Origin of the sequence: Mycobacterium sp. URHD0025 (assembly GCF_000426065.1) — a bacterium.
Taxonomy (GTDB): domain Bacteria; phylum Actinomycetota; class Actinomycetes; order Mycobacteriales; family Mycobacteriaceae; genus Mycobacterium.
This window is the reverse complement of record NZ_AUEQ01000001.1, coordinates 756,873-776,587: the sequence shown is the minus strand read 5'-3', so window position 1 is coordinate 776,587 and position 19,715 is coordinate 756,873. Positions and strand designations below refer to the sequence as shown.

General features: G+C 66.5%; 16 protein-coding genes and 1 tRNA gene. 6 read left to right on the top strand and 11 right to left on the bottom strand.

The features are described 5' to 3' along the window. Nucleotides 1–5: 5 nt before the first annotated feature. On the bottom strand, nt 6–1,103 hold the full coding sequence (locus H977_RS0103710; RefSeq protein ID WP_036474850.1) for an NAD(P)-dependent alcohol dehydrogenase: 1,098 nt from the start codon (nt 1,101–1,103) through the stop codon (nt 6–8). A 68-nt stretch (nt 1,104–1,171) separates the two neighbouring features. Between H977_RS0103710 and H977_RS0103705 the strand changes: the two genes are divergently transcribed. Continuing rightward, on the top strand, nt 1,172–2,149 hold the full coding sequence (locus H977_RS0103705; RefSeq protein WP_029106591.1) for an NADPH:quinone oxidoreductase family protein: 978 nt from the start codon (nt 1,172–1,174) through the stop codon (nt 2,147–2,149). Between the two features lie 39 nt (nt 2,150–2,188). Beyond that, nucleotides 2,189–2,611 carry a nitroreductase family deazaflavin-dependent oxidoreductase gene (locus tag H977_RS0103700; RefSeq protein ID WP_029106590.1) on the top strand — a complete coding sequence of 141 codons (423 nt, stop codon included), beginning with the start codon at nt 2,189–2,191 and terminating at the stop codon, nt 2,609–2,611. Between the two features lie 18 nt (nt 2,612–2,629). Here H977_RS0103700 and H977_RS0103695 read toward each other — a convergent pair whose 3' ends face one another. Next, nucleotides 2,630–4,693, bottom strand: a complete 2,064-nt coding sequence (locus tag H977_RS0103695) for an acyltransferase family protein (RefSeq protein ID WP_029106589.1) — start codon at nt 4,691–4,693, stop codon at nt 2,630–2,632. 208 nt (nt 4,694–4,901) lie between these two features. On the opposite strand from H977_RS0103695, the gene H977_RS0103690 reads away from it, so the two are divergent. Both H977_RS0103690 and H977_RS0103685 read left to right on the top strand, forming a co-directional pair. Further along, the gene (locus H977_RS0103690) at nt 4,902–6,098 is read left to right on the top strand and encodes an acyl-CoA dehydrogenase family protein (RefSeq protein WP_029106588.1); all 1,197 of its coding nucleotides are present in this window, start codon (nt 4,902–4,904) and stop codon (nt 6,096–6,098) included. Between the two features lie 127 nt (nt 6,099–6,225). Next, a complete protein-coding gene (locus tag H977_RS0103685) occupies nt 6,226–7,371 on the top strand; it encodes a CaiB/BaiF CoA transferase family protein (protein ID WP_036474848.1) in 1,146 nt (381 codons plus the stop codon). Here the strand turns inward: H977_RS0103685 and H977_RS0103680 are convergent. Continuing rightward, nucleotides 7,331–8,824: a PucR family transcriptional regulator gene (locus H977_RS0103680; protein WP_029106586.1), complete on the bottom strand. Its 1,494-nt coding sequence runs from the start codon at nt 8,822–8,824 to the stop codon at nt 7,331–7,333. The genes H977_RS0103685 and H977_RS0103680 overlap by 41 nt on opposite strands. Before the next feature lie 278 nt (nt 8,825–9,102). Here H977_RS0103680 and H977_RS35155 point away from each other — a divergent pair, with 278 nt between their 5' ends. Continuing rightward, nucleotides 9,103–9,252: a hypothetical protein gene (locus tag H977_RS35155; protein WP_155946479.1), complete on the top strand. Its 150-nt coding sequence runs from the start codon at nt 9,103–9,105 to the stop codon at nt 9,250–9,252. Between the two features lie 72 nt (nt 9,253–9,324). Here the strand turns inward: H977_RS35155 and H977_RS0103670 are convergent, their stop codons facing one another. The 3 genes from H977_RS0103670 to H977_RS0103660 all read right to left on the bottom strand — a co-directional run bounded on the left by H977_RS0103670 (nt 9,325) and on the right by H977_RS0103660 (nt 12,004). After that, complete coding sequence (locus H977_RS0103670; protein ID WP_029106585.1) at nt 9,325–10,071, bottom strand: SDR family oxidoreductase; 747 nt, start codon at nt 10,069–10,071, stop codon at nt 9,325–9,327. 58 nt (nt 10,072–10,129) lie between these two features. After that, the gene (locus H977_RS0103665; protein ID WP_029106584.1) at nt 10,130–10,423 is read right to left on the bottom strand and encodes a hypothetical protein; all 294 of its coding nucleotides are present in this window, start codon (nt 10,421–10,423) and stop codon (nt 10,130–10,132) included. A gap of 135 nt (nt 10,424–10,558) precedes the next feature. Further along, nucleotides 10,559–12,004, bottom strand: coding sequence for a DHA2 family efflux MFS transporter permease subunit (locus H977_RS0103660; RefSeq protein ID WP_029106583.1), 1,446 nt, complete (start codon nt 12,002–12,004; stop codon nt 10,559–10,561). A 175-nt stretch (nt 12,005–12,179) separates the two neighbouring features. On the opposite strand from H977_RS0103660, the gene H977_RS32455 reads away from it, so the two are divergent. Continuing rightward, the gene (locus H977_RS32455) at nt 12,180–13,223 is read left to right on the top strand and encodes a class I SAM-dependent methyltransferase (protein WP_051288607.1); all 1,044 of its coding nucleotides are present in this window, start codon (nt 12,180–12,182) and stop codon (nt 13,221–13,223) included. A gap of 54 nt (nt 13,224–13,277) precedes the next feature. Here H977_RS32455 and H977_RS0103650 read toward each other — a convergent pair. From H977_RS0103650 to H977_RS0103630, 5 genes are all read right to left on the bottom strand, one after another. Then, nucleotides 13,278–13,354 (bottom strand) — tRNA-Met (locus H977_RS0103650). Between the two features lie 85 nt (nt 13,355–13,439). Further along, nucleotides 13,440–14,834, bottom strand: a complete 1,395-nt coding sequence (locus tag H977_RS0103645) for an FAD-binding oxidoreductase (protein ID WP_029106582.1) — start codon at nt 14,832–14,834, stop codon at nt 13,440–13,442. A gap of 120 nt (nt 14,835–14,954) precedes the next feature. Further along, nucleotides 14,955–15,485, bottom strand: a complete 531-nt coding sequence (locus H977_RS0103640) for a hypothetical protein (protein WP_029106581.1) — start codon at nt 15,483–15,485, stop codon at nt 14,955–14,957. Between the two features lie 45 nt (nt 15,486–15,530). Next, complete coding sequence (locus H977_RS0103635) at nt 15,531–18,539, bottom strand: UPF0182 family protein (protein WP_029106580.1); 3,009 nt, start codon at nt 18,537–18,539, stop codon at nt 15,531–15,533. 96 nt (nt 18,540–18,635) lie between these two features. Continuing rightward, entirely contained in the window at nt 18,636–19,664 is a 1,029-nt protein-coding gene (locus H977_RS0103630) for a YlbL family protein (protein WP_029106579.1), read from the bottom strand. Between the last annotated feature and the right edge of the window lie 51 nt (nt 19,665–19,715).

Below are 19,715 nucleotides of genomic sequence, written 5' to 3'. Positions count from 1 at the left end.
GAGATTTACGAGCCTACCGCCGCGGTGATCAACACCGGTTTGACGACGTCAGCGGCCTTGGCGGCGGCCCAGGCCCGGTCGAAGTCGTCGAACGGGTAGCGGGTCACGAATGTGTCGAGCGGAAGTTCGCCACGACGGTGCAGATCGACCAGTCGCGGGATGAATGTCTGCGGTTCGCTGTCGCCCTCCACGACACCGCGCACGGTCAGGCCTTTGCCCATGATCGCCGCGACGGGCAGCTCGGCCGTCAACGCGCCCAGACCCAGCAGCGCCAGTGTGCCGCGCTCGCGCAACACGCCGACCGCGGCGGCCAGGACGTCGGGCCGCGCGGTGGTGTCTACGACAGCTGCCGCTCCCCCGATCAGGTCGAGCACCGCCGCGGCGGCATCGGAGGCGACGGGGTCGATGGTCGCGGTGGCACCCAATTCGGTTGCCAGCGTGCGCCGCTGGGCGATCGGGTCGACCGCGATGACGGTGCGGCAGCCCGCGATGCGAGCGCCCATCACCGCCGAGAGTCCGACGGCGCCCGCACCGAACACCACGAGCGCGTCCGTGGGTTGCGGCGCAATCACATTGAGCACCGCACCCACACCGGTCTGCACGCTGCAACCCAGCGGGGCGGCCAGCGCGGGATCGATCGGCTCCGGCAGCACCACGGCATTGCGGCTACCGGCGATCGCGTAGGTACAGAAGCTGGACTGGCCGAAAAAGCCGCCGCCGATCGGGGCGCCGTCGCGGTGCAGCGCGCTGGACTCGTCGGGACGGCTGCCGCGCATGTTGAGGTCGGTGGATCGCTCGCAGTAGGCCGGGGCGTCGGCCCGGCAGTTGGGGCACGTGCCGCAACTGGCGAAGGTGAGCACCACTTGGTCGCCGATCCGGGCTACGGCGTCCGGCCCGGCCTGGACCACGGTCCCCGCACCTTCGTGACCGAACACCATCGGCAACCTGCGAAACCGCGCCGCCACGCTCACATCGGTGTGGCAGATGCCCACCGCGTCGATACGGACGAGCACTTCGTCACCCACTGGCTCACGCACCTGGACGTCGGTGAGCTGCGGATCGGCTCCGACATCGAGCACCACGGCAGCGCGGGCGTTGCGCATCCGGTGATGCTAACCACCGACTTGACACCTGTCACAATTGGCTGGCGACCCACCAGAAGGAGACACCGATGCGTGCAGCACAGATCACCGCCCTCGACGGTCCCGATGCGGTGCGGGTGACCGAGGTGGAGGAACCGAACGGTGACTCCGGCGACACCGTGCTGATCGACGTCCACGCCGCCGGAGTCGCCTTTCCCGACGCCCTTCTCACCCGCGGGCTCTACCAGTACAAGCCCGATGTGCCGTTCACCCCGGGCGCCGAGATCGCCGGCGTGGTCCGCAGCGCTCCGGCCGGTGCGCATGTCCGCGCCGGTGACCGGGTGCTGGGCCTGACCATGTTGTCCGGCGGTATGGCCGAAGTGGTGGCGCTGCCCGCCGAGCGGGTGTTCGCGCTGCCGGACACGGTCTCGTTCGAGGCCGGCGCGGGCATCCTGTTCAACGACCTGACCGTGCAGTTCGCATTGCGGACCCGGGGCCGGCTGGCCGAGGGCGAGACCGTCCTGGTGCACGGCGCGGCAGGAGGCATCGGCACCTCCGCACTGCGACTGGCTCCGGCGCTGGGCGCCTCGCGCACCATAGCGGTGGTGTCGACCGAGGAGAAGGCCGAGATCGCCAGGGCCGCAGGAGCGTCGGATGTGGTGCTGGCCGACGGATTCCGGGAGGCGGTAAAGGAACTCACCGACGGCCGCGGAGTGGATGTCGTCCTCGACCCCGTCGGCGGCGACCGCTTCACCGACTCGCTGCGGTCGCTGGCCGTGGGTGGCCGCCTGTTGGTCGTCGGATTCACCGGCGGTGAGATTCCCACGGTCAAGGTCAACCGCCTGTTGCTCAACAATGTCGACGTGATCGGCGCGGGCTGGGGCGCCTGGACGTTCTCCCACCCCGGCTACCTGCAGGAGCAGTGGGCCGAACTGCACCCGCTGCTGGCGTCCGGGGCGGTGCCCGCACCGCAACCGCAGGTGTACCCGCTCGAGCAGGCGGCGCAGGCCATCGCGTCGCTGGAGAACCGCAGCGCGAAGGGCAAAGTGGTGCTGAAGCTGCGTTGAACGGGGAATATCTTCGCGGTCGCCGGTGTTGCGGGGTGCGTGACTGAACATGCCGAACTGAGCCCGACCGACTGGGTACGTGACCAGACCCAACGCATCCTGGAACAAGGCACCACCGACGGCATCGAGGTGCTGGACCGCCCGATCGTGCTGTTCACGACGACGGGTGCGAAGTCCGGCAAGAAGCGGTACGTGCCGCTGATGCGCGTCGAGGAGAACGGCCGCTACGCGATGGTGGCATCCAAGGGCGGTGACCCGGAGCACCCGTCCTGGTACTTCAACGTCAAGGCCAACCCGGCCGTCACGGTGCAGGACGGCGACAAGACCGCTTCCCTGACCGCGCGCGAACTGGCCGGCGAGGAGCGCGAGCATTGGTGGAAGCTGGCAGTCGAGGCCTACCCGCCGTACGCGGAGTACCAGACCAAGACCACCCGGCAGATCCCCGTCTTCATCGTCGAGTAAGCGATCGTCGAGTAAGCGCTACCACCATCCGAGGGCGTCGGACATCTGCCGCGCCAACTCGGTGGTGAGCGTGCGCACGTAGGCCGCCGACAGGTGGTGGGCATCGTGATACACCAGCACGTTGCCTTCTACGGCGCGGCAGATGGTGGGCCTGCACACCGCATCTGTGAGGTCGAGGGCCTTCATCAGCGGATAGTCGGTCAGGTGATCGAGGGTCGGATTGCGCTGGGCCAGCGCTTCGTCGCGCGGCAACCCGCAGGAGTCGGCGTCTCCGCCTTTCGACAGACAGTCGACGGGTGAGAAGAACCAGCCGTCCCGGATCATCCACGGGGTATCACGTATGCCGAGCATCGGGATCCCGTTGGCGGACAACGCATCCCAGATCCCAAGGTAGTAGTCGGGCACGTAGTCGCCCGGGCTGTTGAGGATCGGGCGCGTCGACGTGAAGAACACATAATCCGGGCGGTCGGCGATGATCCGCGCCAGCGCATTGTCGGACCACGTCCGGCAGGAGGGATAGGTGTCCGACGATCCCGCGATGACCGGCACGCGTTTGGTGGTCAGCGGGCAGCCGAACTTCAGGTAGGTGGTCACCTTGAAACCGTGTTGACGCCCGATCTGGTTCAACGCGGTCAGCCAGTGCTCCGAATGCGACCCACCGGCCAGCGCAATGGTGTGGGCACCTTTGGGGTCGCCGTATACACACGTCATGACGTCATCACCGGTGAACCCCGTGACGCAATGGTCGACCGATGACGGCGGGATATCGTCATCGGCCTCCAGTGCACTCGGGCGGACCGGCAACTTCGCGACCCGACGACTCTCGATGAGCGCCTGCGCGCCCGGGTAGTCGCGAATCGGGAGCATGCCGAGTTCCGCACCGCTCGTGCGAGCCAATGCGACATGGCCCTGCCACATCAGCGACGTCGCTACGAGGAGTACCGCGACCAGCAGCACAACCGCGCCCGACACCATCCGCATACCGGGACCGCGACGCCACGGCAGCTGGGCACACCGCGCGGTCAGAACCGCCAGCAGCCCCGCAACCAGCATGATCACGATGCCGCCGGCCAAGCCGACGGAATCGTCGTCGATGGTGGCCAGCCAGAAGATCAGCAACGGCCAATGCCACAGGTACAGCGGATAGGCCACTGCCCCGATGGCGATGAGCGGGCGTGCGCGCAGGAATTCCGTCGTCCTCGGCGACGTCCCCGTGGCCGCGCTCAGAATGATGAGCACCGTCGCCGCCGCCGGAATCACCGTCCAGATGCCCGGGGACTGCACGGTCCGGTCGGTGAGCACGCCGCACACCAGGATCGACCCGAGCCCGGCCATCGCCGCACCCGCCCGCAACCAGCCGGGCCACCCGATCCTTCGCGCCGGTCCGGAGACCACAGCCGCGGCGAGCACTCCCACCAGCGGCTCCCAGGCCCGGGCGGTGGTGCTGTAGTAGGCCAGCATCGGGTTGTCCGACTGCGTGGTGAGCGCGTAGAACAGCGATGCCGCCGCCCCGATCCCGGCCGCGGCCACCAGGATCCTGCGGCGCGCACCATGACCTCGACGCAGCGTCAGCACGATGACCGCACCGGCGAGCAGGAAGAACGCGAGCGTGAACTGACCCAGGACCGATATGGCCCACAGGTGGTGCAGCGGCGTCACCGCTTCACCGGCCTGCACATAGTCGTCGGCCGACTGCAGCAACTGCCAGTTCTGGTAAAAGCCCAGGCCGGCCAATGTCTGATCGGCGAATGCCTCCCACCGGGTCTGCGGCTGGACGAGCACGGTGCCCACCGCACTCACCACCACCACGAGCACCAACGGAGGCAGCAGCCAGCGCGCGACCCGTCCCGATTCGGCCACCAGCGCCGCCGGGCCCGCCGTGCCGACGCCGCGGAGTACGCGACCGCCGATGAAGAAGCCGGACAGGACCAGTAGGACGTCCAGTCCGCCGGGCGCCCGACCGAACCAGATGTGGCAGACCACCACCATCACGATGGCGACGCCGCTCAGTCCGATCAGGTCGTCACGAACCCGACGCGTCGCAGCGGGTACGCGGACCCGATCGCCAACAATCGCCTGCACGCTGAACTTCCCCTGGGCCGTGTTCGCCGGTCAATGACGGACGAGAACACCCTGGGGCCACGCCGTTCGCCGCACCGAGCATAGGCCACCCCACCAGGCGGTAATTCCCCGCATCGAGGCGGCCAGAACGCCATATCGGACAACCATGCCCACAGCGTTGTACGAACCGGCCATAGGCATATTTACCCGGCAAATCTAGCCTTGACCCATGACCGCCACCGCCGCACCGGCTGCCAAGAAGTCCATCTACCGGCCGCTGGAGTTGTTCGACACCGACCGGCTGCTCGATCAGGACGAGCGCGATATCGCCGCGACGGTGCGGCAGTTCGTCGATACCCGGCTGCGGCCGAATGTGGGTGAGTGGTTTGAAGAGGCCACGTTGCCGCGGGAATTGGCCAAGGAGTTCGGCAAGCTCGGCGTGCTCGGCATGCACCTGCAGGGTTACGGCTGTGCGGGCACCAATGCCGTCAGCTACGGCCTGGCGTGCATGGAGCTGGAAGCCGGCGACAGTGGGTTTCGCAGCTTCGTCTCCGTGCAGGGCTCGCTGTCGATGTTCTCGATCTACCGCTACGGCTCCGAGGAACAGAAGAACGAATGGCTGCCCCGACTGGCCGCCGGTGACGCGATCGGCTGCTTCGGCCTGACCGAGCCCGACTTCGGCTCCAACCCAGCCGGGATGCGCACCCGGGCCCGCCGCGACGGGACCGATTGGGTGCTCAACGGCACCAAGATGTGGATCACCAACGGCAACCTGGCCGATGTGGCCACGGTGTGGGCCCAGACCGATGACGGCATTCGGGGATTCCTGGTACCCACCGACACGCCGGGCTTCACCGCCAACGAGATTCATCGCAAGCTCTCGCTGCGGGCCTCGGTGACCTCCGAGCTCGTCCTTGACAACGTGCGGCTGCCGGCCTCAGCGCAACTGCCGCTGGCCGAGGGCCTGTCCGCGCCGCTGTCGTGCCTCAACGAGGCCCGGTTCGGCATCGTGTTCGGTTCGCTGGGCGCGGCCCGCGACAGCCTGGAGACCGCGATCGACTACGCCGGCTCGCGGGAGGTGTTCGACAAGCCGCTGACCAGCTACCAGCTCACCCAGGAAAAGCTGGCCAACATGACCGTCGAGCTCGGCAAGGGAATGCTGCTGGCGATCCACCTCGGCCGGATCAAGGATGCCGAGGGAACCAGGCCCGAGCAGATCAGCCTGGGCAAGCTCAACAACGTCCGCGAAGCCCTGGCCATCGCTCGCGAATGCCGGACCCTGTTGGGCGGCAGCGGGATCACCCTCGAATACTCACCGCTGCGCCATGCCAACAACCTGGAATCCGTGCTCACCTACGAGGGCACCTCCGAGATGCACCTGCTGTCGATCGGCAAGGCACTCACGGGTCAGGCGGCGTTCCGCTGATGAGCGCTTGCGCGAAGAAGAGAACGCACTGATGAGCGCTTGCGTGAAGAAGAGAACGCACTGATGAGCGCTTGCGCGAAGAAGAGAACGCGCTGATGAGCGCTTGCGTGAAGAAGAGAAGGCACTGATGAGCGCCCTGGACGGTGTGGTCGTCGTCGATTTCAGCCGGGTACTGGCCGGACCGTACGCGACGATGATGCTCGGCGACTTCGGGGCCGAGGTGATCAAGGTCGAACGACCGGGAACCGGCGACGACACCCGCGCCTGGGGACCGCCCTACGACTCATCCGGCGTGGCAACGTATTTCAACGCCGTCAACCGCAACAAGCGGTCGGTCGTGCTGGATTTGACCGATCAGGGCGACCGTGACCGGGCCAGATCGCTGGTGGCCGGCGCCGACATCGTGGTGGAGAACTTCCGGCCGGGCACCATGGAGAAACTGGGACTGGGCTACGAGGACCTGCGCGCGATCCGTCCCGACCTGATCTACTGCTCGATCACGGGATTCGGTCGCGACGGAGGCGCCGAGTTGCCAGGCTATGACCTCCTGGTCCAGGCGGTCGGCGGCCTGATGAGCGTCACCGGAACCGAACCCGGCGATCCGACCAAGGCCGGCGTGGCCCTGGTCGACGTGCTGGCCGGCCTGCACGCGCTGAGCGGAATCCTGGCGGCGCTGGCGCATCGCGATCGCACCGGAGTCGGCCAGCGGGTCGACACCAACCTGTTCTCGGTTTTGTTGTCCTCCATGGTGAACCAGGCCTCCGGGTATCTGGGCGCGGGTGCGGTGCCGCAGATGATGGGCAATAGGCATCCGAGCATCACCCCGTATCAGACGTTCGATACCGCCGACCGTCCGATCGCGGTCGCCGTCGGCAACGACAAGCAGTTCCGCGCCTTCGTCGCCGCCATCGGCGAACCACGGCTGGCCGACGACCCGCGGTTCGGTACCAACCCGCAGCGGGTAGCTCATCGGGATGTGTTGTGCCCCATCATCGAAACAGCACTGAAGGACCATGGTGCCGACCATTGGTATTCGGTGCTGACCGCCGCCGGTGTGCCCGCCGGGCCGATCAACGATCTGGCGGAGGCCTTCGATTTCGCTCGGCAGCTCGGAATCGAGGCGACTGTCTCGGTGCCCGGAACCTCCACACCCCAAGTGGCCAACCCGATCACGTTGTCGGCGACACCGGTCACCTATCGCAGCGCGCCGCCTCGACTCGGCGGCGACGACCTCAGCCCGGTCGCCGAGACGCCAGCAGCTGCCACGCCTTGAGGGCCAGCCACAGCTGAGCCCGGGTGTCGGCCGATTCCAGGTCGTCGCCGAGCAACTGACCGATGCGCCGCATCCGGTTGCGCATGGTGTGGCGATGGACCGCGAGCTGGGCGGCGGCGGCCTCCATCTGACCGTTGCGTGCGAGGAAGGCGGCCAGGGTGGGAATCAACTCGTCCGCGCCGGTCAACGAGTCCAATGGCGCTGCCAACAGACGTAATTCGGCGGAGCTGCGGCCGTCGAGCAGCACACCCATCGGCGTGAGTTCCTCGAATTCGCTGAACCGCCCGGCGCTGGAATGCGCTGCTATGCGGGCCTGCTCCACGGCCGTGTGCAGATCCGCCAGACGGGCAGGTCGGCTCATTCCCCCGCTGACCGTCACGCCCGGCTGCTGTTCGAGTTCGTCGACGACGGCGCGAATGCGCCGTCGGCTCCCGGCGGCGGGAACCACGATCACGATCTCGTCACCCGTCGGGGCCATCAGAAATGTGGTCAGCACACGGCCCAGTACGTGCTCGGCTGCCAGCACCGGCCCTGTCCCGGTGAACGATGCCACGACCACGTCACCGTCGGGCTCGAAACCGAAGTAGCGCAACACCGCATTGTCGGCAGCTCCGGAACCGGTGAGCATTTCTCGGGTGACCGCGATCCGCAGAAGCTGCTCGGCGTCGATGACCCGCGCCGGCTTCTCGATCGCAATGGAGATGAGCGACACCGCATGAGCGACCAGCAGACGGTCGGCATTCGACATCGGGCCGGGCGTACGCACCGCGAGCTGACCGCGGACCGGCTGGGCGGCCCGAAGATTCTGGATCGTGACATAGGCATCCCCGTCGACGGTGACGTGAGCGCCGTGGCGACGCGTCGAACCCGCCCGCTCACCGATCACAGCGATCAACCGCTCCTGCGCGCTGCCCGCGGCCGCCAAGACGGTGCTGCCGGTGTCGACCACCACGACGGTGGCCGACAGGCACTCGGCCAGCGCGCCGACCACGCCCTGGATTCCGCCGCGCAACGTCGCCCGGGCAAGCACCTCCTGCGCGTCCACCACGTGCTGTACCGAACGCAACTCGTCGGCCTTGAGCGCGTCGACCACCACCCGGGCGATCGCGATGAAGGGCGTCGACGCCGGCACCTCCAGCACCGGCAGCCCGAATTCGTCGCCGGCGGCCCGCACGGCAGGCGGTACATCGGCGATGGTGGTGCCGGTGTCGACGGCCAGCGCCGCCGTCCCGGCCGCGGCGAGGCGCGCAACATAGTCAGATTGCGCGACGGCGTCGGCACCGATGTTGATGCCCGTCGTCATGACCAACTCACCGCCGGCCAGATACGGGGTCGGATCGGGCAGCTCGATCGCATGCGCCCACGAGATGTCGCGGTCGGCGCCTCGCCCTCCGGCCACCAACACCAGACCGAGACTGTCGACCTCGGCCAGATCTCGCACGGTGAGCCCCACAGAAGCAGTCTTACTCCCCGGGACAGCCACGTGGCCACACCCGCGGTCCGGCGTTTCTGCGGTCATCGGCATCACCCCCGGGACCCACTGTGACCGCGAGCACGCCTTCGCAGCCAAACAGATTGCGCTGTAGCCAAACTCACACTCTAAGAATTGGTTTTAATCCGCGCTGACAGCGAGCATGGAGGAGTCCCATTTTTCTTCGGGCGACCCCCGATGTGTGGATGTCAACAACAAGTCGAGTGCCCGCGATCCGGGCGCTCAAAGGAGTGAGAAGGATGTCGTTCGCACAGTTTCGTGCAAACCAGAAGCGGGCCAACATGCGGCGCCGCCTCTACGCGCGGATCAACCAACTGCCCGACTCGTCGGTTCGCGAAGAGTTGATCGCAGTCGCCCAGCGGTACGAGCTTCAGGATTCAGTTCACTGACATAGCGATTCCGCTGTCCAGAGCCGGTGGCCCGAAGGCCTCCGGCTCTGTTGTTCTTACGGGGTGGAACCGTCAGCCGCGGCCGAAGTACGGCATGGCCCGGGCCATCACGGTCAGCGACGGCACCGACACCTCCAGCGGCAGCTCGACGAGATGCGCGATGGCGCGGGCCACATGCTCGACGTCGAATGTCGGCTCGGCCGCGAGACTTCCATCGGCCTGCAAGGTCTGGTGACTGAAACCGGCAGTCATGTCGGTGGCGGCATTGCCGATGTCGATCTGCGTGACACAGATGTCGATATCGCGCAGATCCAACAACATTGACGCGGTCAAGCCACTCATCGCGTGTTTGGTGACGGTGTAGGCCAGGCTGTTGGGGCGGGGCCGGTGAGCGGAGATCGACCCGTTGTTGATGATCCGTCCGCCCCTGGGCAACTGGGCGGCCATGACACGGGCGGCCTCGCGGGCACAGAACACCGCGCCGTCGATATTGGTGCGCCAGGTGGAGTGCCACCGCTCGTCGTCGATGTCGGCGATCGAAGCCGATGGCCCGAACACACCTGCGTTGTTGAACAGCACATCGACACGTCCGAAGCTGGAGACCGTATCGGCGAACAGCGCCTGCACCGAGGCTGAATCCGTGACGTCGGTCGGCACGACCCGCGCGTTCGGGTTCCCGTCGGCGACGGCCCTCAGCGGTTCGGGACGACGTCCCGCCAGCACCACCCGGTGACCGGCGGCCAGCAGCGCCTGGGCGGTCGCGCGGCCGATGCCGCTGCCCGCGCCGGTGATGATCACGACTTTCTGCACGGGTTCGATTGTGCCGCACCTCGCCTCAACGCATCCGGGATCGCCGGTTGCGCTGAGGCGAGGGAGTTCAGGTGAGCAGGTAAAGGCCCACCGTGCCACCGTCGTTCACCGCGTACACGGCCTCACCCGGGCCGGCGCCGACAGCGTTGGCGGCGGCGACCGCCGACGGGGCGTCAGCATGATTGCCGGTCCAGTGCCACGCGCGTCCACCCGTTCCGGTGTGGTTGTCGAAGATGTAGAGGCCGACGGTGCCGCCGTCGTTGACCTCGAAGATCGCCTCGCCGGGGCCCGCTCCCGATGCGGTCGCCGCGGCTGCCGCAGACGGTGCGTCCCCGTGATTGCCAGTCCATCTCCAGCTCATGTCGAACTCCTGTGTCGCGTGCCGATGTCCCCGGTTGACGGGACACATCCACTGTCAGCCGCGTCACGGCATCACGCACGAGTAATGCACTACTCGATTACGGCCGCACGTCGTGAGGAACGTTTGAGGCCGACGTCAGTGCGTCGGCGTACCGCCCGCGGGACTCGGACGCGGCGCCGTGAAGAACGACGTGACCACCGCGATCAGACTGATCAACGCCGCCACGGTGAACGCCGCGTGCACACCCGGCAGATCCGGAGCCCCACCGGATTGCGAGGCCTTGGTCATGACCGTCACGAACAGGGCCGTGCCCGCCGCCCCCGCAACCTGTTGCAGCGTCGTCAAGATGGCACTGCCATGCGAATAGAGCCGGTCGGGCAGGACACCGAGCGCGTCGGTCATCAACGGGGTGAACATCATCGACAAGCCCAGCATCATGATCGTCTGCAGCCCAACCAGTTCCCATACCGGCGACGCCGCCGACAACAGCGTGAATCCGCACAACGACACACACAACAGCACCGAACCGGGCACGACGAGCACCCGGGCGCCGTGCCGGTCATATGCCCGACCGACCAGCGGACCGGCCAACCCCATCAGCAGGCCGCCCGGCAGCGTCGCCAGCCCGGCCACCAACGCGCTCTGCTTCAACACGTCCTGGACGTACAGCGGCACCATGATGATCGCGCCGAACAACCCCATGAAGCCGAGAACCACCAGGCCGAGCGACACGGAGAAACGACGGTAGGTGAACGGCCGCAGATCCAGGAACGCGCGGTCACGCCGCTGCAGCTGTATCTGACGCGCACCGAATGCCACCATCGCCACCGCACCGACCGTCATCGGCACCCACGCGGGCATCGACTGCCGGCCGTGAGCGGACTCACCCATGAGCGACAGCCCGAACACCAAGCCCGCGAACGCAATCGCCGACAGGGGTACCGAGATGGGATCGATCGGGGTCGGTTCTTCGCGCTCATCGCCGACCCGCAGCCATGCCAGTCCGGCGCTGACCGCCGCCAACGCGATGGGCAGCACGATCCAGAACATCCACCGCCAGTCGAGCGAGCCCAGGATGAACCCCGACAGCGTGGGCCCGATGGCCGGCGCGACGGCGATGACGATCGAGATGGTGCCCATCATCTGGCCGCGCCGATCGGCCGGGATCAACGTCATGACCGTCGTCATCAACAACGGCATCATGACCGCGGTGCCGCAGGCCTGCACGATCCGTCCGATCAGCAGGACCGCGAATCCGGGCGCCAACGCGGCGACCAGCGTGCCGGTACAGAACAAGGCCATCGACGCCAGGTAGATGCTGCGCACCGGGAAGCGCTGCAACAGCGAGCCCGACATCGGGATGACCACAGCCATGGTCAACAGGAAGCCACTGGTCAGCCATTGCGCCGTGCTCGCGGAGATGTCGAGATCGACGATCAAAGCCGGAAGCGCGACGCTCATGATCGTCTCGTTGAGGATCATCACGAACGCTGACCCCACCAACAGCGCGATGATGACATTTGCGCTCGCCAGGGCGCGCGGCTGCGTCGCGGTCTCCCCCGTGCTCGGGCCCGTCGTCATTACCTCTCCCTGTCTCCCCCGAGACTTCGTCTTCGCAGCCACCCAGGGTAGGTGGGGCACCCGACATGAGGGAAACCAGTTTTCGGGCTGCGTGCCACCACAAAAATTGACGCCGGCAGAAATTGAGTAGTGCACTACTGCATACATCGCGCCGGCGGGACGAAAGCATCAGGCAATGACGATCACCGACGCGGCACCGCTCCATGACCGCACCATCGCCTCATTCCCTATGTCTGCCAACGGGATGCCGCATCCGCTTGCGCTCACCGCGGCCAGTTTCAAGGCGGCCATGACGGCCGTGGACAGACTGATCATCGACGGTCGTGCCACGAACGATGAAGTGCAATCACGAGTGACCTCCGCCTGCAATGCGCTGTCCGATCAGATTCACATCCACTTGCGGACGGGTACGCCCGGCACGGACGAGATGGGCGCCTTCGTACACCGGGAGACGTACCCGTATTTGGGGTTGAGCACCCTCATCGACCGGTCATACACCAAGCCCCGCGGCTATGCCGGTGACTACCTGACCTTGCAGATGGTCTACGACGACCAACCGGACGGAGTACGCAGACTCGGCCCCTACGTCGACCGCTGGTTCCTCGATATTCCCGCCTCCCGCGCGGTCAAGAATCGCCGAAAGCTACTGCGGGACATCATCGTCGATGCCGCGCGGGCCCGCCACGGCAGGCCAACCGCCATCACCAGCCTGGCCTGCGGACCGGCCCGCGAGATCTTCGACGTCTTCAGCGAGCCGGACCACCCCGACATCATCGCCACCTGCCTGGACATCGACGAGCAGGCACTGGCCTACGCCGAGAGCATCGCCCACAGCGTGGGTGTGACCGGACGGGTCTCGTTCCTGCAAGCCAACGTCGTCAAAGTCGCGCTGGGCCGCCAGACGCTCGAGTTGGCCGAGCAGGATCTCGTGTATTCGATCGGCCTCATCGACTACCTGGCCGATCATCTCGTCATCAAGCTGCTCGACTGGATATTCCACTGCCTGCGGCCCGGTGGCACAGCCATCGTCGGCAACTTCGACATCGGCAACCCCGACCGAGCCTTCATGGACCATCTGCTCGACTGGAAACTGATCCACCGTTCACCACAAGACTTGTTGAATCTCTACGCGCAATCGGAGTTCGGCGACGCACCAGTGGAGGTGCGGCGCGAAGCGACCGGGATCAACCTGTTCGCCTCGGCGAGCCGGCCGATGTGACCGCCCATGCAATAGAGAATGGCCCCCGGAGTTTCCTCCGGGGGCCATTCTCGTTGGTAGCGGGGACAGGATTCGAACCTGCGACCTCTGGGTTATGAGCCCAGCGAGCTACCGAGCTGCTCCACCCCGCGTTGCAAATACAAGATTACCGGGGTCTTAACCAGAGCTCCAAATCGGGTGATCAGAGGTGGTTTTCGGTACGAAAACCACCGGAAGTCAGCCCTCGGAACGCACCACCTGGCCGCAGCGGAACACGCCCGCCGGATCGTGCCGCTCAGCCAGGGCGGCCAGCCAGTGCCGGGTCTCCTCGTCGTAGACCCGAACAGCCCGCCCCGCGTCCTCAGAGGGCGCGAAATTGGCCAACTGGCCGCCGCTGGACCATTGCGACAGCGCCACCATCAGTGCGCCGGCCTGAGGCCCCACGGCATCGGCCATCGGAGGCGCCAGGACACCGACGGTGGACACCGCGAAAGCCGCGTCACGGTGGCAGAAAGCGCTGCGATGTCGCCCCTCACGCGTCAACGCCCCGCCGAGCATGCGGACTTCGACGATGGTCTGCACCGAACCCGAATCCGGCCCGGCCGCATCCAGCAGTACCTCGACGGTCTCCGCGGTCAATTCCCGCAGCAGCGTGTGCTGTTCGTACATCGGCATCGGGTCGGTGGGATCGGCATGCACCGCGCCGATCGCGGCGTACGGCATCACCGCCACGGTGTCGAGCACCGGCGTGGCGATCGCCCGCATCGGCGCCAGGCGTCGTTCGGCCTCGGCAAAGTCGCCGAGTGCGGCGTAGCGTACCGCGACCGTGAAGCGGCCGGCCAGCGGCTCGGGAAGTGTGGGCAGCTGCGGAAGCTGTTGCAGCGCGATCGAAGTCGAGACGGACTCGGGCAGATCAGCACACCAGCGGGCCCACTCACGGAGCACCACCGCGGCATCGGTACCGTCGAAATAGACTGCACCACCGTAGAACTCGGTAATCGGCAGTAGATGGATCTCGACGGCCGTGACGATGCCCAACGTCGACTTCCCGCCGCGCAGCCCCCAGAACAGCTCCGCATTCTCCTCCGGCGTCGCGCGCAGCAACTTCCCTGCGCCGGTGACCAACTCGAAGGCCCGCACGTAATCCGACGAGAGCCCGACGGTGCGTACCAACGGACCGATGCCCGCGCCGGTCAGGAATCCCACGACGCCGACCCCGGGCGCTGAGCCACCCAACCCGGCCAGGCCGTGCGGCGTTGCCGCGTCGAGCACGTGCTGCCACGTCGCCCCGGCCGCCACCCGCGCGGTGCGGGCGACCGGATCGACAGTGACCTCGGTCATGTCTGAGGTCACCACCAGGATCGTGTCGGAGGCGACCGACAGTGCGCCGTGGCCGGTGGCCTGGACGCTCACGCGGTATCCCTTTGCGGCCGCAAAGCCCACGGTGTTGGCAATGTCGTAGGCCGAGGACGCCAATACCACCGCCGCGGGCTTTACGGTGGCCGCCACATTCCACGGGGAGGCACGCTCATAACCGTCTTCCCCGGGCAGTGCCACAGGCGCGGCGACATGGGCGCGTAACCCTTCCAGGGCGTCGTCCAGGCCCTCGTGCGGAAGGTCGGTCAGGGTCATTCGGGGTCCTCCCAGGAATCGTGTTCAGCGGCCGATGCGAATTCTCGGCGCACAGCATCGCCGCGACCACTTGTCATCTACTTGGTGTCCAGCTCAGTGAGGCACAGGGCCGACGCCGCATCACTTCTCTTGCGGCGTGCACACACCTTCGAACTCCTTGCCCTCTTTCTGGTCGACACCCGCGGGGTCGAGCCAGCCCACGCCATCGAAGAGGAAGGTATCGGCCGGGTGACTGTCCGATCCGGCGATGATATCGCCCATCCGGGAAGTCGCGGGGTATCCCCCGGGCGTGGACTGCACATCGAGAAACAGATACTCGACTGCGCGCCAATCGAAGTCAGGCGGCGGCGCTTCCGTCACGGTCAGACCCGGATAGGGTCCACCTACGGTGAACCGGTCGAGCGTCGCCGTACCGGAGGTATCGGTCAACACGAGCTTCGGGCCAAATCCAAACCCGACCTCCACCGACCGCACCCCGACGCAGCCCGGCGGCACCCATATCTCCAGCTTGCCGTCGGTGACCCGCGCGCCGAACGCCGGCCGCATCGGGGCGGCGAACGGCGCATCCGACCACGGGCGGTCTCCGGTCCGGCAAGCGGTGAGCCCCGCCGCCACCAGCAGCGTCAACAGCACGGCCAGCCAGGACCTCACGAATAACCCCCCGGCCCCGGGACGCACCAATATTCGGCGGAGAAGCTACTTCGACGAATCGAACTTCTTCATCGCATCGTTCAACCGCTGCAACGCCTGCCCGTACTTGCCGAAGTCACCGCTGCGCTGCGCATCCTGCGCCTCCGTCAGGGCCGACTCGACGTCCTTGAGCGCGGCGGCCTTGGCCGGCGACAACTGCACCGGTTCACCGGGCGGGATCGCCCCAGCCGGCGGCGAAACGACCTGTGGCGCCTGACCGTCCGGACCGGCCGGCGGCTGGGCGGCCGGTGGCGCCTCCGGAGTACCGGCGGCCTGCGGCTTGCTGTCAGTGGGAGCCACATTGGTGGCGGTGGCTCCCGCACCCGGGCCGAACAACTCGGTCAAGGCGTCACTGACGGTCGGGCCGTACCCCACCTTGTCCCCGTAAAGCATGGCCACCCGGATCAGGCGCGGGTAGGTAGATGCCGCATCGCTCGTGCCCGGAGACGCGTAAACCGGTGCCACGTACAGCAATCCGCCATCGGCGACCGGCAGGGTCAACAGGTTGCCCCACCGGATCCGGTTCAGGTTGTCGCGTCCGATCACACCGAGGTCCTGTGTCACGGCGGTGTCGGTACTGATCGCGTTGAACGCCTGCTTCGGGCCCTTGACCTCACCCGGGATGGTCAGCACCGTGATCTTGCCGTAGCTCGACGGATCCGAGCTGGCACTGACATAGGCGGCGAGGAACTCGCGCTGCAGCCAGTTCAGCGCGCTGGTCAACTGGAACGACGATGAATTGTCGTTGTTGGCCAGATCCCGGGCCACGATGTAGTACGGCGGCTGATAGCTGCTCGCGTTGGGGTTGGGATCCAGCGGCACATTCCAGAAATCGGCGTTGGTGAAGAACTTCACCGGATCGTCGACGTGGTACTTGGTCAGCAACGACCGCTGCACCTTGAACAGGTCCTCCGGGTAACGCAGGTGTGCCTGCAACTCCGGTGAGATGTCGGCCTTCGGGTGGACGGTGCCCGGGAACACGCTCATCCAGGCCTTGAGCACCGGATCCTGTTCGTCCTGGGCGTACAGCGTCACCGTGCCGTCGTAGGCGTCGACCGTGGCCTTGACGGAGTTACGGATGTAGGACACCTGCTTGTCGGGTGCCAGCCGGTTGACCGCGACCTCATTGGAATCGGCTGTCGCACTCGACAGCGTGGTCAGCTCCGAATACGGGTAGTTGTCGAGCGTCGTATAGCCGTCGACGATCCACACCATGCGCTTGTTGACGATCGCCGGGTACACGCTGGTGTCGGTGGTCAGCCACGGCGCCACCGCCTCCACCCGCTCGGCCGGGTCACGGTTGAACAGGATCTTGCTGTTCTCGCCGATCACGTTGGACAGCAGGAAGTTTCGTTCGGCGAACTTGGCGGCGAACACAGACCGCGCCAGCCAGTTGCCGATCGGTACACCACCGGTGCCCGAGTAGCTGTAGTTCTTGGTGTCGGTGTTGGTCTCGTAGTCGTACTCGCGGTCGACATCACCGTTCTTGCCGACGATCGCATAGTCGGCAGAGGTGTCCGAGATCACCGGCCCGAAGTAGACGCGCGGCTGGTCCAGCGGTGCCGGCCCGGGCGAGACGACCTTGCCGTTGGCACCGACGACGCTGGCGAGGAACTCCGGGTAACCGCCGTTCTGGTTGGGATCGTTGGCGATCCCGCGCACCGTGTTGGCCGGCGAGGCGATGAACCCGTTGCCGTGCGTGTAGACGGTGTGCCGGTTGATCCAGTCGCGCTGGTTCTCGATCAACCGGTCCGGATTGAGTTCGCGTGCCGCGACGACGAAGTCGCGCAGGTTGCCGTCAGGACCGGCATAGCGGTCGATGGCCAGCTGATCCGGGAAGAAGTAGAAGTTCTTGCCCTGCTGGAACTGCGTGAACGCGGGGCTCACGATCGTCGGATCGAGCAGCCGGATGTTCGACGTGGTCGCCCGGTCCGCGGCGACCTGCGCGGCGGTGGTCTGACCGTTGCTCTCGTAATTGCGGTACGTCACCGTGTCGTCGGTGAGCCCGTAGGCCTGCCGCGTCGCGGTGATGCTCCGTTTGATGTACTCGCCTTCCTTCTGCGCGGCGTTGGGCTTGACGCTGAACTGCTCGACGATCAGCGGCCACCCAGCCCCGACCACCATCGAGCTCAGCAGCAACAGCACCACACCGATGGCCGGAATCCGCAAGTCGCGCAGCACGATCGCCGAGAACACCGCCACCGCACAGATCACAGCGATGGCCAGCAGGATCAGCTTGGCCGGCAGCACGGCGTTGATGTCGGTGTAGCCGGCACCGGTGAACGGTTTGCCGCTGCGGGTGTTGCTCAGTAACTCGTAGCGGTCCAGCCAGTACGCGAGTGCCTTGAGCACGATCAGGAAGCCGACCAGGCTGATCAGTTGGATGCGGGCGGCCCGGCTCAGCGCTCCACTGCGGCCGGTCAGCCGGATTCCGCCAAACACATAGTGCCCCAGCAGATTCGCGACGAACGCCAGGAACGTCGCGACGAACAGGTAGGTCAGCACCAACCGGTAGAACGGCAGATCGAACGCGTAGAAGCCCAGATCGCGGCCGAACTGCGGATCGGTGATGCCGAAGTCACTGCCGTGCAGGAACAGCTGCACCCGGACCCAGTAGCTCTGCGCGATCACGCCCGCCAGCAGGCCGATGAAGACCGGTACCCCGATCCCGAACAGCCGCAACCGGGCCAGCACGGTGGTGCGGTAACGCGCCACCGGATCGTTCGGGCCCGCGGCCGGGACGAACACGGGACGGTTGCGGTAGGCCAAGGCCAGCCCGGCGAACACCACCGCTCCGATGAGCAACCCCACCACGACGAACACGATGAGCCGGGTGGCCAACACGGTGGTGAACACCGAGCGGTATCCCAACTCGCCGAACCACAACCAGTCGACGTAGGCGTCGACCACCCGCGGTCCGATCAGCAGGGCCAGCACCACAACCAGTGCCAGCGCGATCAGGACCCGACTACGTCGCGTCAGCTTCGGCATCCTCGCCGCGGGCCGCATCCCCACTCGTGAACTCCCGTTTCAGCCTCGGTGGACTCGTGACATGCCCGACGGGGCCGCCCGATTTTCTACAACTCTAGCCATCCACCGGCCGGGTGCGGTCTAGCAGCGAGGCGGTTCGCCACCGGCAGAAATCGTGTGCAGTGCATCGACCGCCTGGGTCAGCGTCTCCACCTTCACCAGATCCATGCCGTCCTGAGGCGCCGACCGTGCCTCGGTGCAGTTGTCCGCGGGCACCAGGAACACCGAGGCGCCGGCCTCCTTGGCGGCGAGCATCTTGTGGGTGATGCCGCCGATGGATCCGACCTTGCCCTCGCCGGTGATGGTCCCCGTGCCGGCGATGAACTTGCCGTCGTTCAGGTCACCGGTGGTCAGCTTGTCGACGACAGCGAGGCTGAACATCAGCCCCGCGGACGGACCACCGATGTTGGCCAGGTTGAAGTCGATGTCGAACGGCGCCCATGGGGCATCCAGCACACCGACCCCGAGGAACCCGTAGTCGCGGTCGGGATTGTCGCCGAGCGTGATGGTCGCGACCCCGGGCGGCGCATTCTTGCGGCGGTAGTCGATCACCAGCTGCTCACCCGGCTTGGTCTTCTTCAAGATGGCCTGGAACTCGTCGAGGTTGGCGACCGGCGCGCCGTTCACCCCGTCGATCGCGTCGCCGTCGCGCAGCTTGCCCGCCGACGGTCCCGGATCGGTGACGCTCTGCACCGTCACCGCCACCGGGTACTTCAGGAAGGACAGTGCCGCGTACGCCGCGCTGTCCTCCGACTTCTTGAAATCGGAGTTGTTGGCCTCGTCGATCTCGTTCTTGGACTTGTCCGGCGGATACACCAGGTCACGCGGGACCAGCTGCTCACGTCCGGACATCCACAACGCCAGCGCCTGCCCCAGGGTCAGGCCGTCGCGCTGGGACACCGTGGTCATGTTCAGATGCCCCGAGGTGGGATGGATGTGCGCGTCAGGTCCCTCGATGTCGACGACCTGTTTGCCCTCGATCTCGCCGAGCGTGTTGAAGGTCGGACCCGGCCCCAACGAGACGAAGGGCACCGTCACCACCGACAGCAGTACGCCGAACGCCACGATCGGCACCAACGCAACCAGCAGCGTCAAAATCCGCCTGTTCACGCCGCCCACAGTAAAGCCTGCGCCGACGTGTTCACCCACAGCGTGACCCAC

Excerpts from the sequence above, each read along its gene's own strand:
- H977_RS0103645 (WP_029106582.1), bottom strand. The coding sequence starts at position 14,834 with ATGACCCTGACCGACCTTCCGCACGAGGGCCTGGACGACGCCCTGGAA.
- H977_RS32455 (WP_051288607.1), top strand. The coding sequence starts at position 12,180 with ATGACGATCACCGACGCGGCACCGCTCCATGACCGCACCATCGCCTCA.
- H977_RS0103660 (WP_029106583.1), bottom strand. The coding sequence starts at position 12,004 with ATGACGACGGGCCCGAGCACGGGGGAGACCGCGACGCAGCCGCGCGCC.
- H977_RS0103710 (WP_036474850.1), bottom strand. The coding sequence starts at position 1,103 with ATGCGCAACGCCCGCGCTGCCGTGGTGCTCGATGTCGGAGCCGATCCG.
- H977_RS0103685 (WP_036474848.1), top strand. The coding sequence starts at position 6,226 with ATGAGCGCCCTGGACGGTGTGGTCGTCGTCGATTTCAGCCGGGTACTG.
- H977_RS0103705 (WP_029106591.1), top strand. The coding sequence starts at position 1,172 with ATGCGTGCAGCACAGATCACCGCCCTCGACGGTCCCGATGCGGTGCGG.
- H977_RS0103690 (WP_029106588.1), top strand. The coding sequence starts at position 4,902 with ATGACCGCCACCGCCGCACCGGCTGCCAAGAAGTCCATCTACCGGCCG.
- H977_RS0103665 (WP_029106584.1), bottom strand. The coding sequence starts at position 10,423 with ATGAGCTGGAGATGGACTGGCAATCACGGGGACGCACCGTCTGCGGCA.
- H977_RS35155 (WP_155946479.1), top strand. The coding sequence starts at position 9,103 with ATGTCGTTCGCACAGTTTCGTGCAAACCAGAAGCGGGCCAACATGCGG.